The organism is Micromonospora sp. NPDC047074 (genome assembly GCF_040643815.1).
GTDB lineage: Bacteria > Actinomycetota > Actinomycetes > Mycobacteriales > Micromonosporaceae > Micromonospora.
This window is the reverse complement of the sequence record NZ_JBEYVB010000001.1, coordinates 730,629-756,860: the sequence shown is the minus strand read 5'-3', so window position 1 is coordinate 756,860 and position 26,232 is coordinate 730,629. Positions and strand designations below refer to the sequence as shown.

The window sequence follows — 26,232 nt, the reverse complement described above, 5'->3', positions numbered from 1 at the left end:
TCCTCCATTCATATCCGATCGTCTCCCTGCCGATACTGTTCCTGTGGACGTACTCAGCGACGTGATTGCGGTGATGCGGACCGGACAGCCGCGCTCGGCGCGGGTGGCGTGGCACGCCCCGTGGGCCCAGCGGTTCGCGTCCGTGCCCGGGTCCGCCGGCTTCCAGGTGATCCTGCAGGGACAGTGCTGGCTCATCCCGCCGGACACCGACCCCATGCCGCTGGCCCCCGGGGATGTGGTGTTCCTGCCGCATGGGCGCGGGCACACCCTGGCGGACAGTCCGTCGACCGCACCGGTCGCAGCCGCCTGCGACCCGGACGACCCGCGGTTGCTCCAGCGCCACAGGTTCGACGCCGTCGGCGTGCCCGGCGGCGATGCACCGGCCACCGTGACGCTCTGCGGCGCCTACCAGCTCGACCCCGCCCGCGCCCATCCGCTGCTGCGCGGCCTGCCCGAACTCATCCACCTGCCCGCGCACCTCGGGCGGTATCCCGCGCTGCGCGCCACCGTGGAACTGCTCGCCGCCGAGCTGGAACGGCCCCGCCTCGGCACGGACGCCATCGTCCCCGCACTGCTCGACACGCTGCTGCTGTACATGCTGCGCATCTGGTTCGACGAGCAGCCCGCCGGGACCGCCACCGGCTGGGCGGCGGCACTCAACGACCCGGCCACCTGCACCGCGTTACAGGCCATGCACCGCGATCCGGCACACCCCTGGACGGTCGCCACGCTGGCCGCCGAGGCGGGGCTGTCCCGGGCACCGTTCGCCCGCCGCTTCACCGCCCTCGTCGGTCAACCGCCGCTGAGCTACCTGACCTGGTGGCGGATGACCACCGCCGCCCGGCTGCTCCGCGAGTCCGACGCGCCGCTGAGCGCCATCGCGGGCCAGGTCGGTTACGTGTCGGAATTCGCCTTCGCCAGCGCGTTCAAACGCCAGCACGGCACCGCCCCCGGCAGGTACCGCCGGGCCGGGTAGCGACGGCACGGGCGCCTGCGTCGGTCAGCCGAGGAGCCACTGGACGATGACGAGCACGGCGACGAGGTCGGGCCCGCGCAGCACCTGACGCATCAGGTCGACCGGGATCATCGTGAACGGCGTCACGACGACGACGCCGTCATGGCGCAGGGGTGGCCGGGTGGCGCCCCAGCAGGTTGCCGCCACCACCCCCGGCAGGAGCAGCAGGTCGATCAGGCCGACCCCCGGCCGCACCCCCGGCAGCGCCGCGAAATACCACACCACGGCCCCGACAGCGGGGACCACGACATGGGCCAGGTTCAGGACGGTCTCGTGGCCGCCGAGGGCCCGGCGCAGGCCCGGCGAGCGGCTGACCGTCCGCAGCCCGCCGGCCAGTCGGTTCGTCGCCAGGTACGCGAGGATCACGAACGCGGCGGCCTCGATCGACGGCACGGCCACTGCGACGGCGTACGTCGCCAGCAGCAGCGCGGCCCACACCGCGACCGCGCTGGGATGCCGGAAGGTCCGGCGGAGGTCGGCCTGCACCAGCACCGCGAACCGGCCGCCGGGGCGGAAGCGCCGGCTGCGTACGCGCCCGATGGAACGCCAGCGCCGGCCCTCCACCAGGGCGGCCAGCGTGCTCGGGTCGAGCAGCACGGCCGCGTGCGCGGCGGCGTCGGCGTACTGGGCGCCGGCCGTGAGCGATGCCCGGTCGACCGCGCCGAGCGCCCGCTGGGCCCGCGCCGTGACCAGCACCGCCACCGGTGACGCCAGCAGGCCCACCAGGACGGTCGACGACACCGGCGGGCGGGGGATCGAGAACCCGGCGAGGTGCCCGAGCACGACCAGCAGCGACACCAGGATGCCGGCGGCGACCAGGCCCGTGCCGACCAGCCGGGCCCAGCGTGGCTCGCGCCGGGCCGCCTGGGCGACGACACTCGCCGACACACCGGTGGCACCGCAGGCCACTCCCGCCAGGGCCGCCCAACCCAACTCGACGGCGCTGTCGGACCCGCCGGTGAACGCCGCCGCCGCGCCGATCAGGCCGGCGCCGGCGGACGCGCCCAGCACCAGCCAGCCGAAGCGGGGCAGCAGCCAGGACCGGCGGTCCAGCGGCGCGCTGACCACCCACGCCTGCGCCGCGGGAGTCACCAGGAGCGGGCCGAACACCCGCACGGCCCGCCACACGAGCCCGGCACCGGCCAGCGCGAGGGCGACGGCGATCCAGTAGCGGTCGGCGGTGTCGACCCGCGCGGGCGGCGTCGACCCGAGCTGGCCGCGCAGCCCGCTGACCGCGAACCAGCCGTACATCCCGACGAACAGGACGACCACGTAGATGTCGGTGAGGGTGTCACCGAGCGAACCGGTGTGGTGCCGGCGGCGGGACCGGCGCAGCCACCCGCGCACCTGCCTCGCGGTCGGGCCGGCCGCCGGTCGCGTGGTCGTCGTCACCGCCACGTCAGGCGCCGATCTCGATGCGCCGGTCCGCGATCCGTTCGATGAGTTCGGTGTCGTGCGAGGCCATCAGCACCGCCGTCCCGGCGGCCTTCTCCCGCAGCAGCCGGTCCGCGAGCCAGTCGCGGCCCCGCACGTCGAGCCGCTGCTCGGGCTCGTCGAGGACGAGCAGGCCCCGGGGGCGGACGAAGCAGGACGCGAGCGCGAGCCGGCGGCGCTGGCCGCTGGACAGCGTCGCGGGAAGCTGGTCCCGGGCGCCGTCGAGACCCAGCTCGGCGAGCACCTCCGCCACCGGCTCCGCGGTGCCGCCGTGCGCGTACGCCACCAGCTCCAGGTGCTCGACGACGGAGAGGTCCGGAAAGAAGTCGATGTCGTCGAGGGTCGCGGCCACGGTTGCCCGGACCTCGGGGTTCGTCTCGTGGCACCGCTTCCCGTCCAGCAGCACCTCCCCCTCGTCCGGGCGGTCCGCACCGACGACGCAACGGAGCAGCGTGGTCTTGCCGCCGCCGTTCGGCCCGACGACGGCGGCGGCCTGACCCGCGTCGAGGGAGAACGTCACGTCGTCGAGGACGACCAGTTCCCCGAACCGGCGGGTCAGGCCACGGACCGTGAGTGTCTGCACGATCCACAAGTCTGGCGTACGGGTGCCAGCCGTCAGGCGCCGACGTAGGCCGCGAGGTGTTCCCCGGTGAGGGTGGACCGGGCGGCGACGAGGTCGGCGGGGGTGCCCTCGAAGACGATCCGGCCGCCGTCGTGGCCGGCACCGGGGCCGAGATCGATGATCCAGTCGGCGTGCGCCATGACCGCCTGGTGGTGCTCGATCACGATGACGGACTTGCCGGATTCGACGAGCCGGTCGAGCAGATTGAGCAGCTGCTCGACGTCGGCGAGGTGCAGACCCGTGGTCGGCTCGTCGAGGACGTAGACGCCACCCTTCTCGCCGAGGTGGGTGGCCAGCTTGAGGCGCTGCCGCTCACCGCCGGACAGCGTGGTCAGCGGCTGCCCCAGGGAGAGGTAGCCGAGCCCGACGTCGGCGAGCCGCCGCAGGATCGTGTGGGCCGCCGGGATCCGCGCCTCCCCGGCGCCGAAGAACTCCTCGGCCTCGGTCACCGACATCGAGAGCACCTCGCTGATGTCCCGGCCGCCGAGGTGGTATTCGAGGACCTCCGCCTGGAACCGCTTGCCCCCGCACTCCTCGCAGACGGTGGCGACGCCGGCCATCATCGCGAGGTCGGTGTAGATGACGCCGGCCCCGTTGCAGTTGGGGCAGGCGCCCTCGGAGTTGGGGCTGAACAGCGCCGGCTTCACGCCGTTCGCCTTCGCGAACGCCTTGCGGATGGGTTCGAGGAGGCCCGTGTACGTCGCCGGGTTGCTCCGTCGCGAGCCGCGGATCGCGCCCTGGTCGACCGACACCACCCCGGCGTCGGCGGGCATCGAGCCGTGCAGCAGCGAGCTCTTGCCGGATCCGGCGACGCCGGTGACGACGCACAGCACGCCGAGCGGGATGTCGACGTCCACGTCCTGGAGGTTGTGGGAGGTGGCGCCCCGGATCTCCAGCTTTCCGGTGGGGGTGCGCACCGTCTTCTTGAGGGTGGCCCGGTCGTCGAGGTGGCGACCGGTGAGGGTGCCGCTGGACCGCAGTTTTTCGACGGTGCCCTCGAAGCAGATGGTGCCGCCCGCCACGCCGGCGCCGGGGCCGAGGTCGACGACGTGGTCGGCGATCACGATCGTCTCCGGCTTGTGCTCCACGACGAGCACCGTGTTGCCCTTGTCGCGCAGCCGCAGCAGCAGCTCGTTCATCCGCTGGATGTCGTGGGGGTGCAGGCCGATGGTGGGTTCGTCGAAGACGTAGGTGACGTCGGTGAGCGCGGAGCCGAGGTGCCGGATCAGCTTCGTGCGCTGCGCCTCGCCCCCCGACAGCGTGCCCGACGGCCGGTCGAGGGAGAGGTAACCCAGGCCGATCTCCACGAACGAGTCGAGGGTCGCCCCCAGCGCCGCCAGCAGCGGCGCGACCGAGGGCTCGTCCAGGGCCCGGATCCATTCGGCCAGATCACTGATCTGCATCGCGCAGGCGTCGGCGATGCTGGTTCCCTTGATCTTGGAGGATCGGGCCGCCTCGCTGAGGCGGGTGCCTCCGCAGTCCGGGCAGGTCGTGAAGGTCACCGCGCGATCCACGAACGCCCGGATGTGCGGCTGCATCGCCTCCCTGTCCTTGGACAGGAACGACTTCTGGATCCTGGGGATCAGGCCCTCGTACGTGAGGTTGACGTTGTCGACCTTGATCTTGGTCGGCTCCTTGTGGAGAAGGTCGTGAAGTTCCCTCTTGGTGAACTTGCGGATCGGCTTGTCCGGGTCGAAGAACCCGCATCCGCTGAAGATGCGGCCGTACCATCCCTCGACGCTGTAGCCCGGAATCGTGAGGGCGCCCTCGTTGAGCGACTTGCTGTCGTCGTAGAGCGCGGACAGGTCGATGTCGGTGACGCGGCCCATGCCCTCGCAGCGCGGGCACATTCCGCCGACGATGGAGAAGCTCCGCCGTTCGGCCTTCTGGGCTGCCCCGCGCTCGACGGTGACCGCGCCGGCGCCGTGGGCCGAGGCGACGTTGAAGGAGTACGCCTGGGGCGAGCCGATGTGCGGCTGCCCGAGCCGGCTGAAGAGGATACGCAGCATCGCGTTGACATCGGTCACGGTGCCGACGGTGGAGCGGGGGTTGGCGCCCAGCCGCTCCTGGTCGACGATGATGGCCGTCGTCAGGCCCTCCAGCAGGTCGACCTCCGGCCGCGCCAGCGTCGGCATGAAGCCCTGGAGGAAGGCGCTGTAGGTCTCGTTGATCATCCGCTGCGACTCCGCAGCGATCGTGCCGAACACCAGCGAGCTCTTTCCCGAGCCCGAGACGCCGGTGAACACCGTCAGCCGGCGCTTCGGGATCTCGACGCTGACGTCCTTGAGGTTGTTCTCGCGCGCGCCCTGCACCCGGATCAGCTCGTGGCTGTCGGCGACGTGCGGCGTGTGCGACTGAGGATCCGTCCTCGGGGCCGTGCTCATCGTTTCTCCATCTGTCACGCGGGCCGCCATCGCGGTCTCCGTCGGCGTCGTACGGTGGCTCAGCCCCGCTGCTGGATGCGGATCATGTTGCCCGCGGGGTCGCGGAACGCGCAGTCGCGGACACCGTACGGCTGGTCGGTCGGCTCCTGGACCACCTCGGCGCCGCTGGCCTCCAGCCTGCTGAAGACGTCGTCGAGGTCGGCGGCGGCCAGGTTGACGCCGAAGTAGCTGCCCTTGGCCATCATCTCGAGGATGGTGCGGCGCTCGTCGTCGGTGAGACCGGGGCTGGCGGTCGGCGGGTGCAGGACGATGGACGTGTCGGGCTGGTCGGCGGGGCCGACCGTGATCCAGCGCATCCCCCCGTACCCGACGTCGTTGCGGATCTCGAAGCCGAGGGTGTCGCGGTAGAAGGCCAGGGAGGCGTCCGGGTCGGTGTGCGGGAGGAAGCTCGAGTTGATGGTGATGTCCATGGCAGTCACGCTAGGTGCGGCCGGGTGGCCGCCGCTTCTCGATTCCTGATCGGTCTGGTCACCTGCTTCGCGACACACGCCGGTATTCCCGCCGTCGCGGGCGCCGCCTCGCGCCGGTAGACGCTGGGCGGCACCCCGACCAACTCGGTGAAGCGGCTGCTGAAGGTGCCGAGCGACGAGCAGCCGACCGCGAAGCAGACATCCGTGACGCTGAGGTCGCCACGGCGCAGCAGGGCCATCGCGCGCTCGATGCGCCGCGTCATCAGATAGGAGTACGGTGACTCACCGTAGGCTTGCCGGAACTGGCGGCTGAGGTGTCCGGACGACATGTTCACGCCCCGGGCGAGCGCCTCGACGTCCAGCGGCTGCGCGTACTCGCGGTCGATCCGGTCACGGACGCGGCGCAGCCGGGCGAGGTCGCCCAGCCGCTGTTCCTCGGCGGATCTGCTGCTCACCTGCGAAATCGTGCCACATCTGGCTGCGCGTGGCGGAGCGGCGCGCATGGTCAGGACTGCCGGGCCGCCTTCTGCACCAACCCCATGTGTTTGGTGAAGCCGACGCCCTCCGCGAGCGGCCCGCGCTCGTGGTCGTCGACAACGCCGAGCACCTGCTCGCCGCCGTGGTGCCGGTGGTGACCGGCCTGCTCGCCCGCTGCCCGGCGCTGCGGGTGCTGGTCACCGCCCGACGGCCACTGGACGTGCCGGGAGAGCGCGTGCTGGCCGTACCGCCGCTGGCCGATCCGGACGCGGCGCGGCTGCTGGCCGACCGTGTCCGGGCGGCGGGCGGCGCGGCACCGGATCCGGCGCTCGCGGCGCGGATCTGCCGGCGGTTGGACGCCCTGCCGCTCGCCATCGAGCGCGCCGCGGCGCGGTGCGCGGCGCTCTCCCCGGTCGACGTCCTGGCGGCGATCGACGACGGGCTGCTGGACGACGCGCTCGACGCCAGCCATCGCCTGCTGACCGACGCGGAGCGCCGCCTGCTGCACCGGCTCAGCGCTCTCGACGGCCCGTTCACACTGGCGCAGGCCCGGCGCGTCGCCGGTGCACCGGGTGCCACGTCCGCGCTGGTGGGCCTGGTCCGCGCCGCACTGGTGCTCGTCGACATCACCGGCGGGACGCGCCGGTACCGCCTGCTCCGGGGCGTACGCTCCCACGCCGGGCGCCCTCGCGGCGGGCCCGACGTTCCTCCGCGTGAGACGAACGACTCAGCGGCTCACCGCCGTCTCCCGCTCCACCCGCGACAGCTTCGCGGGATTGCCCACGTAGTAGAGCCCGCTCACGAGGCCGTCGTCGATCCGCACGGTCACGACGCCCTCGATCTCCCCGCCGAGCCGCATGAGCAGCGCCGGGGCGCCGTTGACCTGCACCGGCTCGAACGACATCCGGCCGGCGACCCGCTCCAGGCCGGCGGCCAGCATGCGGGCCACCCTCTCCGCCCCCACGATCGGTCGCGGCGCGGCCTGCTTGACCCCGCCCCCGTCGCCAAGGGCGACGACGTCCGGCGCGAGGATGTCGAGCAGGCCCTGCAGGTCTCCCGTCTCGACCGCCCGTTGGAACGCCGCGAGCGCGGCCCGGGTCTCGTCCGGGGAGGCGGCCCCACGCGGCCGGCGGGCGGCGACGTGCGACCGGGCGCGGTGGGCGATCTGCCGGACCGCGGCCGGCGTCTTGTCGACCGCTGCCGCTATCTCGTCGTACCCGAGGTCGAACACCTCACGCAGCACGAACACGGCCCGCTCGGTCGGGGTGAGCGTCTCCAGCACCAGGAGCATCGCCATCGAGACGCTGTCGGCCAGCTCGACGTCCTCGGCCACGTCGGGCGTGGTCAGCAGCGGCTCGGGCAGCCAGGTGCCGACGTACGACTCCTTGCGCCGGCCGAGCGTACGCAGCCGGGTGAGCGCCTGCCGGGTCGTGATCCGGACCAGGAAGGCGCGCTGGTCGCGCACCGTGTCGAGAGCGACGCCTGACCAGCGCAGCCAGGTCTCCTGGAGGACGTCCTCCGCGTCGGCGGCCGAGCCGAGCATCTCGTAGGCGACGGTGAAGAGCAGGTTGCGGTGGGTGACGAACGCCTCGGTGGCGCGATCTCCCCGGTCGTCCCCGCTCCTGGTCGTCTCGACCATGGCTGACTCCTGTCTCGTCGCGCTCGACCGTGTCCCCACACAGGACGCCGGACCGCACCGTCCTGTGACACCGGGGCCGGCACGACCGGGCGCCGCGCGTCCGTGAGGCGCGTCACGCGGGGGTGGTGTCACAGGGACCGGCCCACCGGCACCTTGTGTTCGACAGGTAACCACCGGCAGGAGGCCGACATGAGGGTAGTAGTGGTGGGCGCCGGCTACGCGGGCATGTCCGCGGCGAACCGGCTCGCCAGGAAGGTGCCGTCCGCCGAGATCACCGTGATCAACCCACGGCCCGATTTCGTGGAGCGCGTACGACTGCACCAGCAGATCGCCGGGACGGGCGCCGCCGCGACGCCGCTGGCGTCGATGCTGCCGGCCGGCGTCACGTCGCGGGTCGGCACCGTCGACAGGATCGGTGACGGCGCGGTCGTCCTCGACGACGGCGAGCGGATCGACTTCGACCACGCCATCCTCGCCGTGGGCAGCACGGCGCTGCCGATGCCGGGCACGGTGCCGGTGGGCACGTGGGAGGGGGCGGAACAGGCGCGCGGGGCCCTCGCGGCACTTCCCGCCGGCAGCACCGTCACGGTTGTCGGGGGCGGCCCGACGGGCATCGAGACGGCGGCGGAGGTGGCGGGCGCCAGGCCGGACGTCCGGGTACGCCTGGTCGGCTCCTCGGTAGCCGGGAGCTTCTCCCACGGCGCACGGCAGCGGGTCCACGCCAGCCTGCGGCAGTTGAGGGTCGACGTGGTGGACGACGACGTCACGAGGGTGGCCGAGGGCTCGGGGCGGTCCGACGGCGTCGTACGGCTGCGGTCGGGAGCGGCGTTTCCGTCCGACCTGACCCTGTGGGCGATCGTGGCCGGCATCCCGGACCTCGCGGCACGCAGCGGCCTGGCGGTCAACGCGGAGGGCCGGGCGGTCGTTGACGAGTTCCTGCGCAGCGTCACCGACGAACGGGTCTTCGTCGTGGGCGACTGCGCAGCGGTGCCCGGGGCCCGGCTGTCCTGCCAGTCCTCCGCGCCGCAGGGCGCGCACGCGGCCAACAACCTGGCCCGCATCGTCGCTGGCCGCCGGCCCGAGCCGTACGCCGTGCGGTACGTCGGGCTGGGCGTCAGCCTCGGCCGGAAGGACGCCGTGGTCCAGTTCACCCGGCGCGACGACACCCTCCGGCGGGCCTACATCGCCGGGGGCACCGCGGGCGTGGTCAAGGAGATCGCGTCCCGCGGCGCGAAGCTCGGCGCCCGCACCGGCATCGGTGGCTGATCGGCCGGTTCCCCAGGTGACCAGGCCGTCCGCCCAGGGCACGGCTACCCGTGGGACGGGGTGGCCGTGCCCGCAGCGGGTGCCTGGTCGAACTGGTCGCGGTTGCGGACGATGTCGCCCTGGTGGTCACGGACCCAGTGCACGAGCCCGTTCACGGCCTCGTTCAGTGAGCGGCCGAGCGGCGTCAGGGCGTACTCCACCCTCGGCGGCACTTCGGGATAGGCGGTCCTGGTCACCAGTCCGTCGCGGGTGAGGGAGCGCAGCGTCTGGCTGAGCATCCGCTGCGAGATGCCGACGACCTGATCGTGCAGCGCGGTGAAGCGCATCGGGCCGGTCGCCAGCATCGTGATGGTCAGCAGCGTCCACTTGTCACCCACCCGCGCCAGCACGTCGCGGGCCAGCTCGATCGTCTGTACGCAGTCCGGCGCGACCCCGCGCCGCGCGAGTTCGATGCCGAGAGCGCTCGTCATGGCCTTCGTTCCTCTTGGGTCGGTAGCTGACTTGGAAGTGCGTATGGGAGAGCCGGACTAAATCCGGCGGGCGCACGTTTCTTACTGATCGTAACCAATATGCGGCCGCCCGTACGTGGCCGTTACAGCGGGAGGACGCCATGGTCCAGCACGACACGTTCACGATCTCCCGGCACCTCGACGTGCCGCCGGGCGAGGTCTTCGCGGCGTTCGCGGACACCGGGACCAGGCGGCGGTGGTTCCGGCTCCCCGGCAGCGGAGCCTCGTACGAGCACGACTTCCGGGTGGGCGGTGGTGAGACCGCGCGCAGCACCTTCACGGGACTGGACACGGCACCCGAGCGGCTGGAGTACCGGTCGCGGTACATCGACATCGCGGACACCCGCCGGATCGTCTTCGGCTACGAGGCCGTCGTGGACGGCGAGTTGCGCTGGACCTCGCTGGTCACCGTCCGGTTCGAGGGCGAGGCGGGCGGCACCCGCCTGGACTGGACCGAACAGGTCGCCTTTCTCCGGTACACGGGCGACGGCAGCACGGACCTGGCGCACCTGCGCGGCGGAAGCGTGCTGCGGCTGAACGGCCTCGACGCGGCACTGCGCCCCTGACCGGCATCAGCGCCCAGGGCGGGCGATCACGATGCCAGAGATCACCGCGTACGCGAAGACCGGGCGACGGCGGCGAAGCCGTCGGTCAGCGCGGCCATGGTGCGGCGGATCCGGGTGTCCGCCATCGGGCCGGTCTCGCCGGAGAGTGCGACGTGATGCAACACTCCGACCGCCGCCAGGGCCAGCGCCTCCGTGTCGGTCCCCGCGGGCACCCGCCCGAGTCTCTGCTCGGCGGCCAGATACTCGGCGACGGCACGTTCGATCGCCTGAAGTCCGGCAGCTCCGTCCCCGAGTACCGCCCGGACGTTCGCTGCCAGCTCCGGCGAGGAGGCCATCAGCCGGGTCAACGCCAGCAGCGTGCCCCGCGGCGTGGCCAGTAGCGCCTCGCTCAGGTTCCCGGCGACCGTGCCGGAGCCTGCCCGGCCCGGTAGCCCGGCCACCTCGCCGGAGATCTGGAAGGTCCGGTCGACCGCGTACCCGGCCAGGAAGTCGTCGAAGTTCGCGAAGTGCGCGTACAGCAGCCCGGTGGCGACGCCGGCCTCGCGGGTCACGGCCCGGCCGGTGAGCCGGGTCGGGCCGTCCCCGGCGATCACCCGTTCGAGGGCGGCGAAGAGCTGCTGCCTGGGTTCCGGGATGGCAACTCCGCGTGGCATGGCCGAATTCTAGGCGCTGCCCCGACCGGTGTTGCATCAGAATGAGCGCTTGCTCATACTAATTTGAGCAAGCGCTCATTCTGAGGTGCGGGAGTGTGGGATGAAACGTGCGGTGATCGTCGGAGCGGGCATAGCCGGGCTGGCCACAGCCCTGCGGCTCGAACAGGACGGCTGGCGCACGGTCGTGGTGGAACGTGCCCCGGCCCGGCGCAGCAGCGGCTACCTGGTGAACCTGATCGGGCCGGGCTACGACGCCGCCGAACGCCTCGGCCTGCTTCCGGCGCTGGCCGCCCACGACCTGGGACTGTTCACCACCGTGCTGGTCCGGGACGACGGACGGGCCAAGTTCGCCGTGCCGTCCGCCGTCGCCGAGGCCGCCCTCGGCCAGCGGGCCCTGTCGGTGTTTCGCGGCGACCTGGAGTCCACGCTGTTCGACGCGGTGGGCGGCCGCGCCGAGATCCGCTTCGGCACCACCGTCACGTCCGTCGACCAGGACGCCGACCGGGTACGGGTGGTGCTGAGCGACGGCACGACGGAGCACGCCGACCTGCTGGTCGGCGCCGACGGGGTGCACTCCGCCACCCGTACTGCGGTGTTCGGTGCGGGCTTCCGGGTCGACCTTCCGTACCTCGTGGGCGCCTTCCCCCTGGCCCATCCGGTGGCAGGCGTACCGGAGTCGTCCGCCACCACGTTCATCGGTCCGGGGCGCACGGCGGCACTCGTCAACCTGGGCCCGCAACGGTCGTCGGCGTTCTTCACGTACCGGTGCCCGGACCCGGTCGCCGATCTGGGACGCGGGCCGGTGGACGCGCTCGGCGCGGCGTTCGGGGATCTCGGCGGAGGCGTGCCCGACGCGCTCCGCCATCTTGAGAAGGACCCGGCCGGCGCCTACTTCGACGCGGTCAGCCAGGTGGTCATGCCGCAATGGAGCACCGGCCGGGTCGTGCTACTCGGCGACGCGGCCTGGTGCGTCACGCTCTTCGCCGGGCACGGCGCCGCCCTCGCGCTCGCCGGAGCCGACCAGCTCGGCGCCGCCCTGGCGCGGCACGGCGACGACATCCCGGCGGCGCTGACCGGGTGGGAGGCAGCGCTGCGCCCGGAAGCCACCAAACGGCAGGCGCTCGCCCGCCGCGGAATGCTCCAGTACGCGCCACCCAGCCGGTTCCACGTGTGGATGAGCGACCTGACCATCCGGGCGATCACGCTCCCCGGCATCCGCGGCCTCGTCCGGCGCGGCATCGAACGCGCGAACCGCTGAGATCACGCGTGGCGCGAGGGCACGAGCATGATCGGCGACATCGCCGCGGGAGCGACCGCGGTTCAGCGGCGGAAGAACGAGGGCACAGTGTACGAATAAGGGGACTTCGTCCGCCGAGGAGCGATATGCGTACGATCGCGAAACAGCTTGCCGTGGTGACGGCCCTCGCCGGGCTGGCCGCGTGCGGGGCTACGCACACCGCCGCCGACGCACCGACAAGCGAGCAGGAGGCGCAGCCTGTCGCGGTGGTGACGGGCACGCCGGCCGTCCGGTCCGGGTGGACCTCCTGCGAGGTCGACGCGCCGATGGAGTTCGCAGGGCCCCCGCCGGCCGGCCTCACCATGCCGCGCCTGGGCGCCGGCTTCCCGGCCGTGGCCGCGGTCCACTGCCAGCTCGAGCCGACCCGACGCACCGACGGCGGCGAGGACCTGGTTCTCACCGAGGGCCGGGCCACCGACCTGACGGCGCTTCTCGCCGCGCTGCGCATGCCCGACGAGACGTCCACGACCGACGCCTGCACCCTCGAGATGCCCTGGGTGCCGAACCTGCTGCTGCTGGACGCACAGGACCGGTGGATCCGGCCGGGACTCCCTGCGGACGGCTGTGGGAAGCCGCGCGCCGAGACACTTCAGGCCGTGCGCGGCCTGCGGCTGACCACGGTGTCGGCGAAGGTCGTACGGGCGACCGGGTAGGCCCGGGATGTCGGGGCTCGCCTTCACGGGGGCGACGCCCGACAGCCCGGCGGGGCACAAGCGACAGGCAAGATCAGTTGTTGGGCGGCCCTGGGATACTTGCCCGATGCGGGGTCGACTCTCCAATCCGTTCCGGCGGCTGCGTCCGGCCGGCGGGCTTGTGCGCTGGCTGCGCCGCGCCGTCGTCGCGGCCGTCGTCGTCGCGGCGCTGCTCACCGGTGGCACCGTGGCCAGCGTGCGGTGGATCCACGGCGGCGCGGAGGGGCACATCTTCGCCGAACGGGACGTTCCGGCGGCTCCGGTCGCCCTCGTGCTGGGCACCAAGGTCCACCCCGACGGGACCCCCTCGCCGTTCCTCACCGCCCGGCTGGAGATCGCCCGGCGGCTGCTCGACGCCGGCAAGGTGCGCGCGATTTTGCTCTCCGGCGACAACATGAACCCGGACTACGACGAGCCCGGCGCGATGCGGCGGTGGCTGGTCGACAACGGCGTGCCGGCGGAGCGGGTGGTGCTGGACCACGCCGGCTTCGACACGTACGACTCGTGCGCCCGCGCGAAGCGGATCTTCGGGGTGGACCGGGCGACCGTGGTCACCCAGTCCTTCCACCTGCCGCGCGCCGTGGCGGTGTGCCGGCGGCTCGGCGTGGACGCCAGCGGGGTCGGCGACGAGACGGCCCGGCAGTACGACAGGACCTGGCGAATCAGCTCCACCCGCGAGTACGGCGCCTGCGTCAAGGCCGCCGTGGATCTCCTGTCCGGTCGCGACCCGGTGCACCTCGGCCGCCGCGAGACCGCCGTGGAGGACGCGCTGCGCAGCGCGTGAACACGCACGTCACGGTCGCCTGGACCTGCCGTGCCGCATGGGCACACCCGCATCCGGGCAGTCACGTGGCTTTCGCCGGTTTGACACCAACTCCCGCCATCTGACATCACGCTCCGACGGGACACGTATCTATGCGCGCCGATCTGACTCCGTAAGGATGTCCACCCGCCCACGCCACCACCTCGGGGCAGACGGCGATCCCCCATCATCGGGAGGAAATGTGACCACCAGACTCGCGGGAAGAGCGCGTCGTTCGACGCTCGCCCTGCTCACCGGCGCGGCGCTGGCAACGGTGTTGTCCGTCACCGCGGCCGGTGCCGCACCACTGGACGCGGCGGGCAGCCGCGGAGACGGCGCCACCATCGCCGCCCCGGTCGACGTCTACATGAAGGACACGTCCACCGACGTGGGGCTCCAGCCGCACTCGCTCAACCCGCTCTGGCAGAGCCCGGACATCAAGGTCTGCCACACCGCCGTCGAGTGCCCGACCAGCCAGAACCCCATCGTCGGGCAGCGGAACTACATCTTCGTCAAGCTGCGTAACCCTGGCCCGTACGGCACCGCCGTCATGGAGGAGGGCGCGATCGAGGTCTGGCGGACCACGCCCGGTGGCGGGGCGGCCTGGCCGGGCGGGTGGACGCAGATCGGGTGGATGTCGGTGCCGGTCTACCCGGGCGTCACCTCGGTGACCATCCCGTGGGACAACGTGCCCGGGCCGGGTCACTTCTGCCTGCTGGCCCGCTGGGTCTCCCCGAACGACCCGATGACCTTCGAGGGACCGGACATCGGCGTCAACACCCGTAACAACAACAACATCGCCTGGCGCAACGTCGACTCGGTGGCGCTGATCGCCAACGGCCAGACGCAGATCCGGCCGTTCGCCATCGGCAACACGCTGACCCGGGCGGCCCGCAGCAGCCTGGTGTTCAGCCAGACCGGGGCACCCTTCCAGGTCGCCGGTGGCCGGCTCGTCGCCGACCTCGGGCCGACCCTTTTCGAGCGCTGGGTCAAGGGTGGCAAGGCCGGCAAGGGCGTCCGCGAGGTGGGCCGCAACCAGATCGAGATCGTCGACATCGGCCAGGCCAGTCTGGACAACCTGGAACTGCTTCCTGGTGAGCGCGTCGCCTTCTCGCTCAACTTCACGGCGACCGTGCCGACCCAGGAGAAGATCGCCGTCAACGTGACCCAGATCGGCCCGGACACCACCGGTGCCGCCCGGGCCGACCTCGGCGGCGTGCGGTACGACATCACGGTGGCCCAGCGGGCCGGGTAACCCCTTCGCAGGGGTGTGAACGGAGGTCGCGGACCGGGCCCGCGACCTCCGTTTCCGCCTGCCCGGCCGGCCCCGGCCAGGTCGGCTTCCAGGCTCAGCGCAGACTGACCCAGGCGGTCGCCACCGCGTACTCGGCGGTGCGGACGCAGAGCTGCACGGGGCCGGCGGGCGGTGTGCCCATCGAGAAGAAACCCACCGCGTCCATGGGCACCTCCTCGTGCCGGCCGGCGGAGGTCCGCGCGGTGACCCGGCCACCCCAGGCCGGGGAGACCTGCCCCACGATGCCGGTCGGGGTCACCTCGATCTCGACCACGACCGGGCCGGTACGGAACGTCAGCGTGCGGGCCGAGCCGGTGGACCGGGTCAGACCGGCCGGCTCCACGTCGACGGCCGAGTCGAAGGTCAGCTCGGCGACCGCCAGCTCGGCGTCGATCGTCCGCCAACTGAACGCCCCCAGGGCCGCGGCCAGGAACTCCTCGGGCACCGGTCCCGGGTCCCGCAGGGCGGCCCTCATCTCGGCCAGCAGGTCGTCGTCAGCGGCTGGCGGCCACGGCTCCATCCCGGTCACCTCCGCTCCCGTCGTTACCCGGGCGTGCCCCGACGAAGGGGGCGAGTGCCGGACACTTCCGTAGCTTGTGCAGGCAGCGGGCCTGGGTCGGACCGACGCTGCCCACCGGCACGCCCAGCCGCGCGCCGATCTCGCGGTAGCTGGCCGGCGGATCGTCCATCAGCAGGGCGAGCAGTTCCCGGCAGCGCGGCGGCAACTGCGCGAACGCCTCCCGTAGCGCCTGCTGCCGCTCGGCGCGCAGCAGGTCCTCGTCCGGGGTGACCGGGTCCACCAGCAGGAGGGCACCGACGTGCCCGTCGACCGAGTCGTCGTACGGGTCGAACGGCTGGGTCCGCCGGCCGAGACGGAGCAGCCGGTAACACTCCCGGCGGGTGGTGGTGATCAGCCAGGCGGGCAGGGCGTCCGACTCCCGCAGCCCGCCAAGGTGTTCCACCAGCCGCAGCCAGACGGTCTGGTTCACGTCCGCCGCGTCGACCCGGTCGAGCCCGTGGGACCGGATCACCGTGAGCACCAGCGGGGTGTAGCGGCGGACCAGCTCACCCCACGCCAGCTCGTCACCGGAGGCGGCGGCCGCGACCAGCCCGACCGTGCCGCGTTCGCTCATCGGGACACCACCCCGCGCGCCGGTGCCGGCCTCACGGGACGAGTACGCCGTAGTCGGGATGCCAGCGTGGGCCGGCGACCAGCGCGGCCCGGGCCGCCTCGGCGCTGAGCCCGGCGCTGGTCATCAGCGCGGCCAGCCGGCCGGCGACGTGGCCGGTGGCGAACGAGGTGCCGGTCCAGGCGGCGAAGCCGTCGAAGTAGCGGGTCGGATGGCCCGGCAGCTGAAGCTGACCCCGGACGTAGGTGCTGGTCCGGTCGCCCAGGGAACAGGCGTCCACCCACGACCCGTAGCTGCTGTAGGGCGCCGGAACCGGGCCGCTGGGCCCGGCGCTCACCGCACCCACCGCCAGGACCCGGTCCAGGGCGGCCGGCCAGGCCCGCCGGCTGGTGCCGGCATTGCCCGCCGACGCCACCACCGCCTTGCCGGGCAGCCCGGCCAGCGCGTTGACCAGCGGCAGCGGAGGTTGGTCGTCCTGGGTGAAGTAACCCAGCGAGAGGTTGACGACCGACGCCTGCGGACCGAGCCGGCCGAGGGCGGCGACCAGCGACTCCTCGTCACCGACGCCGGTGGGGTTCAGCGCGGCCTCGGGATCGAAACGTACGCCCGGCGCGGCCTGCCGGACCACTCCGGCGACGAAGGTGCCGTGGCCGCCCTGCAGTGCCAGCACGTCCGCGCCGACGTAGACCGCGTCCTCGTCGTCGGCCTCGACGAGGTAACTGCCGGCCAGCCACTGCGGGTGGTAGGAGCCGGCCTGCCGCCAGATCCCGGTGTCACAGATCCCCACCGTCACTCCCGCGCCCTCACCGGCGCGTCTCGGATCCGGTGCCGGCAGCGCACCGGCCACCCGGGGCGGGCCGCCGGGGTTGCCCATGATGTTGCCGAAGCCGAGCAGGGCATGGTGGGGCTGGACCACGGGCGCCGGCTGCCCGGGCCACTGCTGCGGGTCGCGGAGCTTGGTCACCACCGCCGGGATGTCGGTCTCGGCGGCGAAGAGAAGCCGGGCGACACCGGCGAATCCGGGCCCCTCGGTGACCGGAAAGCCGTAGCCGCGCAGGCGGGTCACGACCCGCTGCACGTCCGGGCGGGCCACCAGGAGCTGCCGGGGCCGGTAGAGGAACTCCCGGCCGGGGACGGCGTACCGGCGCAGGTTGGGATCGGCGGCCAGTGCCTCCAGGAAGACCCGCTGGTAGGTCTCGTCGGGCGACTCGCTGGCGGCGGCCGGGCCGCCCCGCCCGACGAGACCGAGCGGCGTCGCCACGGCGGCCAGGGCGGAGGCGGCCATCACCTGCCGGCGGGACAACCCGGTGGGCGGGCGTGACGGGCGGAAGTCGTCAGACGGCACCGGTCCTCCAGGCGGTCGAAGAAGCGTGGTCGGCGACGGGCCGGGTCAGCTACGAAAGCGCACTCCGAGGCACCGCCGATTATTTTCAAAGAATAGTCCAATGTCAATTGATCGTCGTTCAGGCGACTGATGCGGACAAACCTCGACGCGACGCGATTGACCGGGGAGCGTGATTGCGGGATTCTCCTTGGCATGGCCGACAGCACCGTTACCGGTGCCGGCACGGCCCAGACCGCACTCGACGCCGTCCAGCGCTACCCGCGCGAGGCGATCGCGATCGGCCGGCGGCTCCTCGCCGCCGGGCACCTCGACGCCGACGAGCAATCCACCGCCGAACGCGCCATCGGCTTGGCCCTGCGGGAGCTCAACGACCTGCCGGGCGCCCTGCGGCACCTGCGCCGGGCGGTGCGGGTCGCCGGCTCGCCCCGCGTACGGGCACTGGCCCAGATGAGCCTCGGATACGTCCTGGCCAACGCCGGGCGCACCGCCGCGGCGCTCCGCGCGGTGACCCTGGCGCTGCCTCGCCTGACCGGCGCCGACGCCGGCCGGGCCCGGATGCAGCGGGGCGTCGTGCTGCACTACCGGGGGCGGTTCGACGAGGCGGTCCGGGACTACGGCATCGCGGTGGAGATCGCCCAGCGCGAGGGCGACCTGCTGCTGGAGGCGCGGGCGCGCAACAACCGTGGCCTGCTCAACGCCCACCGGGGCACCAGCCGGGACACCGACGACGACCTGTTCCGCTCCGCGGCCATCTTCAGCGGGCTCGGGCTCGACCTGGCCGCCGCCGACACCCGCTGGAACATCGGCATCGCCGCCGGCCAGCGTGGCGACGTCGCGGGCGCGCTGCGCAGCTTCGCCGCCGTCGACGACGAGTACCGCCGGCTGTCGGTGCCCCGGCCGGCGCTGCTGTTGGACCGGTTCGAGCTGCTGCTCTCGGTGCCGCTGGTCGACGAGGCGGTCGAGGTGGCCGCCTCGGCCGTGACGGAGCTACGGCGGCGGGGCATGGCCTCGGATCTCGCCGAGGCGCTGTTGGCCCGGGCCCGGGCGGCGCTGCTCGCCGGTGACCTGGACACCGCCACCGGGGCCGCCGCCTCGGCCCGGGTCCGCTTCCGTCGCCAGGGACGCCGCATCTGGGCCGCCTTCGCCCGGCACGTCGAACTGCGCGCCGAGTTCTCCCGGGGCACCCGGTCGGCGGCCCTGCTCACCGCCATGGTGCGAACCGCGGAGCAGCTCGACGCCACCGGTTGGCCCTCGCCGGCGCTGACCACCCGGATCGAGGCCGCCCGGCTGGCCGAGGCGTTGGGCCGGCCCGCCCGGGCGGCCGAGTTGCTGGCGGTGGCGGCCCGCGCGCACCGCCGGGGCACCGCGCCCCACCGGGCCCAGGGCTGGTACGCGCTCGCCCTGCGCCGCCGGCTCGACGGTGACCTGCGAGGTGCGGCCCGGGCCCTGCGCCGGGGACTGGCGGTGCTCGACGGCCACCGGGCCTCCCTGGGCGCCACCGAGCTGCGGGCGCACAGCGGGGCGTACGGGCACGAGCTGGCCGCCGAAGGGCTGGACATCGCCGTACGCACCGGCACGCCCGCACAGGTGCTGGCCTGGACGGAACGCTGGCGGGCCAACGCCCTGCGGATGCGCGCGGTGCAGCCACCGCAGGATTCCGAGCTGGCCACCGCCCTGGCCGAGCTGCGGATGGTCAGCACCGCCCTGGAGGACGCGCTGCTCGCCGGCCACCCGGTGCACGCCCTGCGACGCAGCCAGGCCCGGCTCGAACAGCGCATCCGGGAACTGGCCCGGGGGGTGGACGGCGGAGCCCGGGAGGTGGACGGCGGCGGGCTGGCGGCACCGCCCCCGGTGCGCGCCCTCGCCGCCGCGCTCGGTGACGCCGTGCTGCTGGAGCTGGTGGCGCACGGGCCACGGCTGCGGGCGGTACTGGTCCGCGACGGCCGGACCAGCCTGCACGACCTCGGCCCGCTCGACGAGGCGCTGGGTCGGGCCCGCCGGCACCGGTTCGGGCTGCGTCGGCTGGTCACCACCGGCGACTCGGCCAGCGCCCGGGCCGGCGTCGAGTTCGCCACCGCCGCGCTGGACCGGCAACTCTTCGACCCGGTACGTCGCCTGCTGGCCGACCGACCGCTGGTGATCGTCCCGATCGGCGCGCTGCACGCCGTACCCTGGCCGGGCCTGCCGACCTGCGCCGGCCGGCCGGTGACAGTCGCGCCCTCGGCGACGGTCTGGTTGCGCGCCGTCGGCCGGGCCGTCCCGGCCGGACCGCCGGTGCTGGTGGCCGGGCCCCGGCTGCCCGCCGCCGAGACCGAGGTACGCCAGCTCGGCGCGGCCCTGCCCGGCTCCCGCCCGCTCACCGGCGACGACGCCACCGCCGACGCGGTCATCGACGCCCTGAACGGGACCGGGCTGGCGCACATCGCGGCGCACGGCACCTTCCGCGCCGACAACCCGCTCTTCTCCACGCTGGAGTTGGCCGACGGGCCGTTGACCGCGTACGAGCTGGAACGGCTGACCCGCCCGCCGGGCTGCGTGGTGCTCTCCGCCTGCGACTCCGGTCTCTCCGGGGTGCGGCCGGGCGACGAGGTGATGGGCTTCACCGCCGTGCTGCTGGCTCTCGGTGCCCGCAGCCTGATCGCCACGGTGTTGCCGGTCCCGGCCGACCTGACCACCGCGCTGATGCTGGACCTGCACCGGCGGATGCGCGCCGGTGCCCCACCAGCCGTGGCGCTCGCGGATGCCCAGCAGGCGTTCGACACCGCCGGTGGGGGTGCCGCCCATGCCACCGCCGCGGCCTTCGTCTGCTTCGGCGCCGGCTGAGACCTCCGCCGGGCACCGCGACGGCCTCCGCGCTGACGCCGCGACCCGGTTCCACAGAGGTCCACTGTGCACGGGTCGCCGGAACGTCCCGCCTGTGCCATGATCTCCGATCAATCGGTGAGGATCAGTTCGACGGAGGAGACCCATGCGATTGGTCAGGCTCTGTGTCGCCGCGCTCAGCGCGTTCGTCCTCGCTCTCACCTCGGCGGCACCGGCATCGGCGGCCACCACGGCGACGTACGACCTCTGGGTCTGGAACGTCGCGGGCTGGACCATGCACCGGGCCTCGACCACCGACGGCCTCATCCCGGCCCTCACCGGCTCGATCCGCACCCGGGACGCCGACTTCGTCGGCCTCAACGAGCTCTGCTACCAGCAGTACCAGGCCATCGTCGCCAGCCTGCGGGCCGCCGGCTGGCCGCAGGACTCCACCAACTTCGCCCGATTCGAGCCCTCGCGCGACACGGTCTGCAACGGGCAGGCGTTCGGCAACGCCATCTTCAGCAAGGCGCCGCTGGGCACGGCGAACCGCCACACGCTGCCGTCGGACGGCAGCGCCGAGCGGCGGACCCTGCTCTGCGCCCCGCTCTCGGCCCGGCCGCACCTGCGGTTCTGCACGACGCACATCACGCCGTCGAACACGGTCATCAACGGCACGTCGATCAACGTGCAGCAGCTGAACTCGGTGCGCAGCCGGCTGGAGACCTTCGCGACGAACGGCGACACGGTGCTGATCGGCGGGGACTTCAACGCCCAGCCCGACTACGGCCGGTTGAACAACTGGTACTCGCCGAGCCTCGACGTGGACAACAACGACGGCAACACCGGCTTCTACCGGGAGCTGGACGACCTGGACTCCCGCTGCCTCGGCTACGGCGAGACCACCGTCGCGGACGGCAGCACCGGCGGGCCGTGCGGCCTCGGCAACAAGATCGACCTGATCTTCGTACGGGAGAACCGGCTCGCCGGCAGCTACACCGCCGACTCCCTGGCCATCCCGACCACCTGCACGATCGGCGCCTGCTCGGACCACCGCGTGGTGACCGGCACGGTGACGGTCAGCGTCAACTGACCGGCGCGTCGGCGACCGCGGTCGTCCGGCGGTTCGATCGCCTTCCGCACGGTCGGGTAGGTGGTCGTGCTGGTGGTGCACGACGCCCCGGGGTTCCGGTCGGTACGGATTACCCGGGGCGTACACACAGCGGGATCGGAGGTCACGACCCGCCACCGAGCCGGCTGTCAGTCCTGGATGACGCCGACGATGCGGTAGCGAGCGACGATGTACGACCCGAGGTTCTCGGTGTGCTGGCTCACGCCACGGGCGCGCTGCGCGTCGAGCACCTTCCCGTCGCCGGCGTAAAAGCCGACGTGGTCGATCGGGTCGGCGTCCCAGGAGGCCGGCTGGTTGTAGAAGATGAGGTCGCCGGCCTGCACGTCCCCGGCGCTGACCTTGATGGCGTCCACGCTGCGCCAGGGAGTGTCGGCGTTGTCGGCGGCCATGTCCCGGACCCAGTTGTACATCTGCAGCGCACTGCGGTTGCCGCTGAAGCCGGGGAAGTTGCTCACCTGGTTGAAGCTCCACCACACCAGGCCGGAGCAGTCGAAGGAACCAGGGCCCTCGGCGCCGAAGACGTACGGGTCACCGATCCGCGTCTCCGCATAGCGCAACGCGTTCTGCGCGTAGTTGCGTACCTTCTTGACGGACTCGCAGGCCGTGCCCTGGTCCGCGGTCCCGTTCCGGACGGTGATCTCCAGGGCGAGCACGCTGGCGATGCTCGGGTTCCAGTCGTAGATGTGGCCGCTCTTGACCGAACCCACACCGCCGGTGACCTTGAGGGAGGTCGAGTCGCTCTGGACGAAGACGTAGTCGTCGCTGCCGGACGGGTTCAGGGCGGCGATCCTCAGGACCGGGGTCTTGCCGTCGGACTTCGTGTCCTCGGCCCTCCAGAAGATGTTCATCTTCTGCGCGCTCAGCCATCTGACCTCGATGTCCGCCTGTGCTCCACCGCATCCGACCTCGAGGGTGATGCTGGGGTTGGACAGGTCGGCCTGGGCTGCCGTTGCCGGAACCGCGAGCGCACCGGCGACGGCCACCGAAGCGGCGAGCGACAGCCGGCCGAACAGGCGCGGAAGTGATCGATGAAGCACAGTTACTCCTCTGCCGGATGATTCGGGGCCAACTGTCGCCCCGTTCGCAGGTCGCCTCGATGGTCACCGGGCGCCCTGCCGGTAGCCTCGCCTACCGGGTTGCCAGAACCCTTGCCATCGGGCTTGCCGCCGGCTCCGGTGGCCACCGCTTCCTCGTACAGCCAACGGCGCATGTCCGCGGCGCGGGGATCGTTGATCTCGTCGTACCCGGCGAGCGCATCCGACCAGCATCGGCGGGCCGCGTCCAGTTGACCGGTGGCGTGCAGGCTCCGGCCGAGGCCGGCCAGCGCGGTCGCGGCACCACGCCGGTCGCCCAGTTCCCGGAAGATCTCCAGGGCGGTGCGGTACTCCCGCATCGCCTGGTCGTCCTCACCCAGATCGTGGTGGAGATCCCCGAGATAGACGTGGGTGTACCGGCAGCCGGCGCGGTCACCGGACCTCTGTTGCACGGTCAACGCCCGCCGCAGACAGTCGGCGGCCTCCCTGGGCTGACCGAGGCGGCGGTGGGTGTCGCCGAGATTGGCCAGACCGAGGCCCTCGCCCCGACTGTCCCCGCTGCGCCGGAACAGTGCCGCCGCCTCCGCGAAGCACTCCAGCGCCTCGGGGTAGCCGCCCTGGTCACTGTGGACGACGCCGAGATTGTTCAGGGTCCACGCCTGACCGGCCTGGTCGTCGAGGTCCTGGCGGATCGCCAACGCCCGCCGGTGGTAACCGATCGCCTCACGAGGCCGGTGCATGCTGCTGTGCAGCACACCGAGCCGGTTGAGCACCGCGGCTTCGGCCGGCTGGTCCCCCACCCGGCGGGCCGCGTCCAACGCGGTCCGGTGCACGGCCAACCACTCGGTGAAGTGACTGCGGAGGTAGAGGAACGTGAGCATCGCGGCGGAGAGCTGCCATGCGACGGCGTCCGCGCCGAGCGTCCCGGCAGTCTCCACGACGGCCACCAGGTTGGCCCGCTCCGACTCGAACCAGGCCATCGCCGCGTCGGGGTCGTCGAACACGATCGGCACCGCCGCGGCGTCGGCTTCGGTGAGGGTGCGACGTCGGCGCGGCGGGTCGAGGACCCGATCGGCGGTGTCGGCGGCGAAGAGATACCACCGCATCAGCCGCACCAGCGCCGCCGCCCGATCGGTCCCGGACTCGTCGGCGTGCGCGCACCGCAGCGCGTACGCCCGCACCAGGTCATGAAACCGATAGCGGCCCTGGGCGGTCTCCTGCAGCAGGTGCTCACGTAGGAGATGGTCGAGCAGCGCCTCGGCGTACCCGACGGTGGCCTGTCCGAGCACAGCGGCGGCGTACGCGCTGTAGTCGGTGCCGGGGTGCAGGGCCAGTCGCCGGAACATCCGCCGCTGGTCGGCGTCGAGCACCTGGTACGACAGGGCGAACACCGCCTCGACCGCGCGGTCCCCGGTCGACAGTTCGGTGAGCCTCCGTCGTTCGTCCTCCATCCGCAGCACCAGGTCGGCCAGGCGCCGGGCGGGCCGGGCGCGCAGCCGGTGCGCGGCCAGGGTGACGGCCAGCGGCAGCCCGCCGCAGCGGGCGACGAGTTCCTCGGCCGCCTGTGACTCGACCCGTACCCGGTCCGCACCGGCGATGGTGGCGAGCAACCGCAGTGCCTCAGGTTGCCTGAAGGTCTCCAGGGCGATGGGTGTGGCACCGTCGAGGGCGAGAATCCTGCGGCTGGTGATCAGGATGAGACTTCCGGTGCTGCCTGGCATCAACGGCTGCACCTGGCTCTCGTCGGCGGCGTTGTCGAGCACCACCAGCACCCGCCGTCCGGCGAGCCGGTGCCGGTACATCGCCGCGCGTTCGGCCAGACCGGCGGGGATCTCGGCCCGGCTCACCCCGAGCTGGCTGAGGAACTCCTCCAGCACCGTCGCCGGAGTCGCTGGGTCCTGCCCCGGGGTGAACCCTCGCAGGTCGACGTAGAGCTGCCCGTCCGGGTAACGGCCCTCGGCCACCAGCTCGTGGGCGAAGTACAAGGCGAACCGGGTCTTGCCGACGCCGGCCATTCCCTCGATCGTGAAGATCAGTATCGGATCGGTCGCGTCCGGATGCTCGGTCGCGTGCCGTACCGCCCCACGCAGCGTCGCCAACTCCGGCTCGCGGCCGACGAACTCGCCCCGGTTCGGGGGGAGTTGCCGCAACGTGGGCGGCGCGACGTCCACCGGGGCGGCCATCCTGCCGGAGGTGAGCACCGGACCGATGCTGAGATCGGGATCCTGGCTCAGGATCGCCTGGTACATCTCCCGGAGTTCGAGCATCGGGTCGGCGCCGAGTTCTTCGGCGAGCCGCACCCGCAGCCGCTGGTACGCCTGGATCGCCTCGCCCTGTCGACCGGACCGGTACAGCGCCAGCATGAGTTGGGCGGTGAGCGTTTCGTGGTCGGGGTGCTCGGCGATCAGGGCGGCCAGTTCACCGATCAGTCGCTGGTGTTGGCCGGCGGCGAGTTCGATGTCGATCCGCTCGGTGAGGGCAGCCAGCCGGAGTTCGACCAGCCGGCCGCCGACTCGTTCCCGCAGCCGGTCGGCGGCGACGTCGGCCAGTAGTGGGCCCCGCCACAGTGCCAGCGCGTCGCCGAGCCCGCGCCCGCGTTCGATCGGGTCGGCGCACTGACGCGCCTGCCCGACGAGGGTGGTGAACCGGTGCGCGTCGATGGTGTCCGGGGCGAAGTCGGCTAGGTAGCCGGAGTGCCGGGCGAGCAGTCGCACCCCAGGCTCATCGCCTCCGCCGAGCGCGAGTTGCCTACGCAGTCGCGACATGTGGGTGTGCAGGCTGGCTCGCGGGTCGGCGGACAGCTCGTCTTCCCACAGCAGGGAGATGAGCCGATCGACCGGTACGGCACGGCCGACCTCCAGCAGAAGCAGACCCAGCAGGAGCCGCTCCCGGCGGCGGCTGATCGGGATGGGTTGTCCGCCCCGGTGGACCTCGACCATGCCCAGGATCCGGAAATCGAGCGGACCGCCTGCCACATCGTCAATCTTCGCAGTACCGCCCAGCCCGGTACAGGACAGGTGCGTGAATCTTGGGAGCCCCGGTCTCGCGCAGCCGTGTCAGAAGGAAACCCGCACTTACGACTCCAGCATGCGGTTTGACCGGTTTCATCCCGCGTCGACTGGTCGCCGTCGGACGGGTCCGCCTGGTCGGCCGACCAGGTCTGCGCCGAGATGTACGGAAATGATGTCGAGGCAAAACTAGACTCATTCCAAAAGACTGGGCTATGTTCGACGCATGACGGCCGACTTCGAAGCTCAGCTCCGGGCGGTCTCGTTGCGTGTGACCCGACCCCGGTTGGCGGTGCTGGCGGCGCTGCGCGACCACCCGCACGTCGACACCGACACGGTGATCGCGCTGGTACGGATGGACCAGCCCACGGTGTCCCACCAGGCGGTCTACGACGTGCTGCGGGCGCTCACCGACGCCGGTCTGGTGCGCCGCATCCAGCCCGCCGGCGCGAACGCCCGCTACGAGTCCCGGGTGGGGGACAACCACCACCACGTCGTGTGCCGCTCCTGCGGGGCGATCGCCGACGTCGACTGCGCTGTCGGCCATGCCCCCTGTCTCACCGCCTCCGACGACCACGGCTTCGAGGTCGACGAGGCGGAGGTTGTCTACTGGGGCACCTGCCCCGGCTGTGCGACCGAACGCACCTCCCAGTGATCCGCC

Annotated in this window: 24 protein-coding genes; 10 read left to right on the top strand and 14 right to left on the bottom strand. The window is 72.5% G+C overall.

Going from position 1 to position 26,232, the window contains the following annotated elements:
- The first annotated feature begins 43 nt into the window (after positions 1 to 43).
- Positions 44 to 976, top strand: a complete 933-nt coding sequence (locus ABZ809_RS03535; protein ID WP_357560769.1) for an AraC family transcriptional regulator — start codon at positions 44 to 46, stop codon at positions 974 to 976.
- Positions 977 to 1,000: 24 nt separating this feature from the next.
- Here the strand turns inward: ABZ809_RS03535 and ABZ809_RS03530 are convergent, their stop codons facing one another.
- From ABZ809_RS03530 to ABZ809_RS03500, 7 genes are read right to left on the bottom strand one after another with little or no spacing between them, the layout of a single operon-like run.
- A complete protein-coding gene (locus tag ABZ809_RS03530) occupies positions 1,001 to 2,407 on the bottom strand; it encodes a DUF6297 family protein (protein ID WP_357560768.1) in 1,407 nt (468 codons plus the stop codon).
- Between the two features lie 7 nt (positions 2,408 to 2,414).
- Positions 2,415 to 3,032, bottom strand: coding sequence for an ABC transporter ATP-binding protein (locus ABZ809_RS03525; protein WP_357560767.1), 618 nt, complete (start codon positions 3,030 to 3,032; stop codon positions 2,415 to 2,417).
- 32 nt (positions 3,033 to 3,064) lie between these two features.
- Positions 3,065 to 5,455 (bottom strand): excinuclease ABC subunit UvrA, encoded by a 2,391-nt coding sequence (locus ABZ809_RS03520; RefSeq protein ID WP_357560766.1) that lies wholly within the window; start codon positions 5,453 to 5,455, stop codon positions 3,065 to 3,067.
- Positions 5,456 to 5,514: 59 nt separating this feature from the next.
- Positions 5,515 to 5,925 carry a VOC family protein gene (locus ABZ809_RS03515; protein WP_357560765.1) on the bottom strand — a complete coding sequence of 137 codons (411 nt, stop codon included), beginning with the start codon at positions 5,923 to 5,925 and terminating at the stop codon, positions 5,515 to 5,517.
- A 5-nt stretch (positions 5,926 to 5,930) separates the two neighbouring features.
- Complete coding sequence (locus tag ABZ809_RS03510; protein WP_357560764.1) at positions 5,931 to 6,380, bottom strand: helix-turn-helix transcriptional regulator; 450 nt, start codon at positions 6,378 to 6,380, stop codon at positions 5,931 to 5,933.
- Between the two features lie 50 nt (positions 6,381 to 6,430).
- On the bottom strand, positions 6,431 to 7,078 hold the full coding sequence (locus tag ABZ809_RS03505) for a hypothetical protein (RefSeq protein WP_357560763.1): 648 nt from the start codon (positions 7,076 to 7,078) through the stop codon (positions 6,431 to 6,433).
- A gap of 51 nt (positions 7,079 to 7,129) precedes the next feature.
- A complete protein-coding gene (locus tag ABZ809_RS03500; protein ID WP_357560762.1) occupies positions 7,130 to 8,041 on the bottom strand; it encodes an RNA polymerase sigma-70 factor in 912 nt (303 codons plus the stop codon).
- A gap of 189 nt (positions 8,042 to 8,230) precedes the next feature.
- On the opposite strand from ABZ809_RS03500, the gene ABZ809_RS03495 reads away from it, so the two are divergent.
- Positions 8,231 to 9,307, top strand: a complete 1,077-nt coding sequence (locus tag ABZ809_RS03495; protein ID WP_357560761.1) for an FAD-dependent oxidoreductase — start codon at positions 8,231 to 8,233, stop codon at positions 9,305 to 9,307.
- 44 nt (positions 9,308 to 9,351) lie between these two features.
- Here ABZ809_RS03495 and ABZ809_RS03490 read toward each other — a convergent pair whose 3' ends face one another.
- A complete protein-coding gene (locus tag ABZ809_RS03490; protein ID WP_357560760.1) occupies positions 9,352 to 9,777 on the bottom strand; it encodes a helix-turn-helix domain-containing protein in 426 nt (141 codons plus the stop codon).
- Between the two features lie 140 nt (positions 9,778 to 9,917).
- Here ABZ809_RS03490 and ABZ809_RS03485 point away from each other — a divergent pair, with 140 nt between their 5' ends.
- Positions 9,918 to 10,382: an SRPBCC domain-containing protein gene (locus tag ABZ809_RS03485; protein ID WP_357560759.1), complete on the top strand. Its 465-nt coding sequence runs from the start codon at positions 9,918 to 9,920 to the stop codon at positions 10,380 to 10,382.
- Between the two features lie 41 nt (positions 10,383 to 10,423).
- On the opposite strand, the gene ABZ809_RS03480 is transcribed toward ABZ809_RS03485, so the two are convergent.
- On the bottom strand, positions 10,424 to 11,035 hold the full coding sequence (locus ABZ809_RS03480; protein ID WP_357560758.1) for a TetR/AcrR family transcriptional regulator: 612 nt from the start codon (positions 11,033 to 11,035) through the stop codon (positions 10,424 to 10,426).
- 100 nt (positions 11,036 to 11,135) lie between these two features.
- Between ABZ809_RS03480 and ABZ809_RS03475 the strand changes: the two genes are divergently transcribed.
- The 4 genes from ABZ809_RS03475 (at position 11,136) to ABZ809_RS03460 (ending at position 15,081) form a co-directional block, all read left to right on the top strand.
- On the top strand, positions 11,136 to 12,293 hold the full coding sequence (locus tag ABZ809_RS03475) for an FAD-dependent oxidoreductase (protein WP_357560757.1): 1,158 nt from the start codon (positions 11,136 to 11,138) through the stop codon (positions 12,291 to 12,293).
- 125 nt (positions 12,294 to 12,418) lie between these two features.
- Entirely contained in the window at positions 12,419 to 12,985 is a 567-nt protein-coding gene (locus tag ABZ809_RS03470) for a hypothetical protein (protein ID WP_357560756.1), read from the top strand.
- 106 nt (positions 12,986 to 13,091) lie between these two features.
- Positions 13,092 to 13,808 carry an ElyC/SanA/YdcF family protein gene (locus tag ABZ809_RS03465; protein WP_357560755.1) on the top strand — a complete coding sequence of 239 codons (717 nt, stop codon included), beginning with the start codon at positions 13,092 to 13,094 and terminating at the stop codon, positions 13,806 to 13,808.
- A 220-nt stretch (positions 13,809 to 14,028) separates the two neighbouring features.
- A complete protein-coding gene (locus ABZ809_RS03460; RefSeq protein ID WP_357560754.1) occupies positions 14,029 to 15,081 on the top strand; it encodes a hypothetical protein in 1,053 nt (350 codons plus the stop codon).
- Between the two features lie 94 nt (positions 15,082 to 15,175).
- Here the strand turns inward: ABZ809_RS03460 and ABZ809_RS03455 are convergent, their stop codons facing one another.
- From ABZ809_RS03455 to ABZ809_RS03445, 3 genes are read right to left on the bottom strand one after another with little or no spacing between them, the layout of a single operon-like run.
- Positions 15,176 to 15,640: a hypothetical protein gene (locus tag ABZ809_RS03455; RefSeq protein ID WP_357560753.1), complete on the bottom strand. Its 465-nt coding sequence runs from the start codon at positions 15,638 to 15,640 to the stop codon at positions 15,176 to 15,178.
- Positions 15,615 to 16,253, bottom strand: a complete 639-nt coding sequence (locus ABZ809_RS03450; RefSeq protein ID WP_357560752.1) for a sigma-70 family RNA polymerase sigma factor — start codon at positions 16,251 to 16,253, stop codon at positions 15,615 to 15,617. The genes ABZ809_RS03455 and ABZ809_RS03450 overlap by 26 nt, the downstream gene beginning before the upstream one ends.
- Positions 16,254 to 16,284: 31 nt before the next feature.
- On the bottom strand, positions 16,285 to 17,595 hold the full coding sequence (locus ABZ809_RS03445; RefSeq protein WP_357560751.1) for a S8/S53 family peptidase: 1,311 nt from the start codon (positions 17,593 to 17,595) through the stop codon (positions 16,285 to 16,287).
- Between the two features lie 192 nt (positions 17,596 to 17,787).
- Here ABZ809_RS03445 and ABZ809_RS03440 point away from each other — a divergent pair, with 192 nt between their 5' ends.
- Positions 17,788 to 20,418 carry a CHAT domain-containing tetratricopeptide repeat protein gene (locus ABZ809_RS03440; protein WP_357560750.1) on the top strand — a complete coding sequence of 877 codons (2,631 nt, stop codon included), beginning with the start codon at positions 17,788 to 17,790 and terminating at the stop codon, positions 20,416 to 20,418.
- 145 nt (positions 20,419 to 20,563) lie between these two features.
- Entirely contained in the window at positions 20,564 to 21,490 is a 927-nt protein-coding gene (locus ABZ809_RS03435; protein ID WP_357560749.1) for an endonuclease/exonuclease/phosphatase family protein, read from the top strand.
- Positions 21,491 to 21,657: 167 nt separating this feature from the next.
- Here the strand turns inward: ABZ809_RS03435 and ABZ809_RS03430 are convergent, their stop codons facing one another.
- Both ABZ809_RS03430 and ABZ809_RS03425 read right to left on the bottom strand, forming a co-directional pair.
- Positions 21,658 to 22,566 (bottom strand): NlpC/P60 family protein, encoded by a 909-nt coding sequence (locus ABZ809_RS03430; RefSeq protein ID WP_357560748.1) that lies wholly within the window; start codon positions 22,564 to 22,566, stop codon positions 21,658 to 21,660.
- Between the two features lie 2 nt (positions 22,567 to 22,568).
- Positions 22,569 to 25,538 carry a BTAD domain-containing putative transcriptional regulator gene (locus tag ABZ809_RS03425; protein ID WP_357560747.1) on the bottom strand — a complete coding sequence of 990 codons (2,970 nt, stop codon included), beginning with the start codon at positions 25,536 to 25,538 and terminating at the stop codon, positions 22,569 to 22,571.
- A gap of 259 nt (positions 25,539 to 25,797) precedes the next feature.
- Here ABZ809_RS03425 and ABZ809_RS03420 point away from each other — a divergent pair, with 259 nt between their 5' ends.
- Positions 25,798 to 26,226, top strand: a complete 429-nt coding sequence (locus ABZ809_RS03420; RefSeq protein ID WP_357560746.1) for a Fur family transcriptional regulator — start codon at positions 25,798 to 25,800, stop codon at positions 26,224 to 26,226.
- Positions 26,227 to 26,232 lie beyond the last annotated feature (6 nt).

Bases quoted from the DNA above. Each gene is read 5' to 3' on its own strand.
- ABZ809_RS03520 (WP_357560766.1), bottom strand. From the start codon at position 5,455: ATGAGCACGGCCCCGAGGACGGATCCTCAGTCGCACACGCCGCACGTC.
- ABZ809_RS03515 (WP_357560765.1), bottom strand. From the start codon at position 5,925: ATGGACATCACCATCAACTCGAGCTTCCTCCCGCACACCGACCCGGAC.
- ABZ809_RS03500 (WP_357560762.1), bottom strand. From the start codon at position 8,041: ATGGTCGAGACGACCAGGAGCGGGGACGACCGGGGAGATCGCGCCACC.
- ABZ809_RS03495 (WP_357560761.1), top strand. From the start codon at position 8,231: ATGAGGGTAGTAGTGGTGGGCGCCGGCTACGCGGGCATGTCCGCGGCG.
- ABZ809_RS03490 (WP_357560760.1), bottom strand. From the start codon at position 9,777: ATGACGAGCGCTCTCGGCATCGAACTCGCGCGGCGCGGGGTCGCGCCG.
- ABZ809_RS03485 (WP_357560759.1), top strand. From the start codon at position 9,918: ATGGTCCAGCACGACACGTTCACGATCTCCCGGCACCTCGACGTGCCG.
- ABZ809_RS03480 (WP_357560758.1), bottom strand. From the start codon at position 11,035: ATGCCACGCGGAGTTGCCATCCCGGAACCCAGGCAGCAGCTCTTCGCC.
- ABZ809_RS03475 (WP_357560757.1), top strand. From the start codon at position 11,136: ATGAAACGTGCGGTGATCGTCGGAGCGGGCATAGCCGGGCTGGCCACA.
- ABZ809_RS03470 (WP_357560756.1), top strand. From the start codon at position 12,419: ATGCGTACGATCGCGAAACAGCTTGCCGTGGTGACGGCCCTCGCCGGG.
- ABZ809_RS03465 (WP_357560755.1), top strand. From the start codon at position 13,092: ATGCGGGGTCGACTCTCCAATCCGTTCCGGCGGCTGCGTCCGGCCGGC.
- ABZ809_RS03455 (WP_357560753.1), bottom strand. From the start codon at position 15,640: ATGGAGCCGTGGCCGCCAGCCGCTGACGACGACCTGCTGGCCGAGATG.
- ABZ809_RS03450 (WP_357560752.1), bottom strand. From the start codon at position 16,253: ATGAGCGAACGCGGCACGGTCGGGCTGGTCGCGGCCGCCGCCTCCGGT.
- ABZ809_RS03440 (WP_357560750.1), top strand. From the start codon at position 17,788: ATGGCCGACAGCACCGTTACCGGTGCCGGCACGGCCCAGACCGCACTC.
- ABZ809_RS03435 (WP_357560749.1), top strand. From the start codon at position 20,564: ATGCGATTGGTCAGGCTCTGTGTCGCCGCGCTCAGCGCGTTCGTCCTC.
- ABZ809_RS03420 (WP_357560746.1), top strand. From the start codon at position 25,798: ATGACGGCCGACTTCGAAGCTCAGCTCCGGGCGGTCTCGTTGCGTGTG.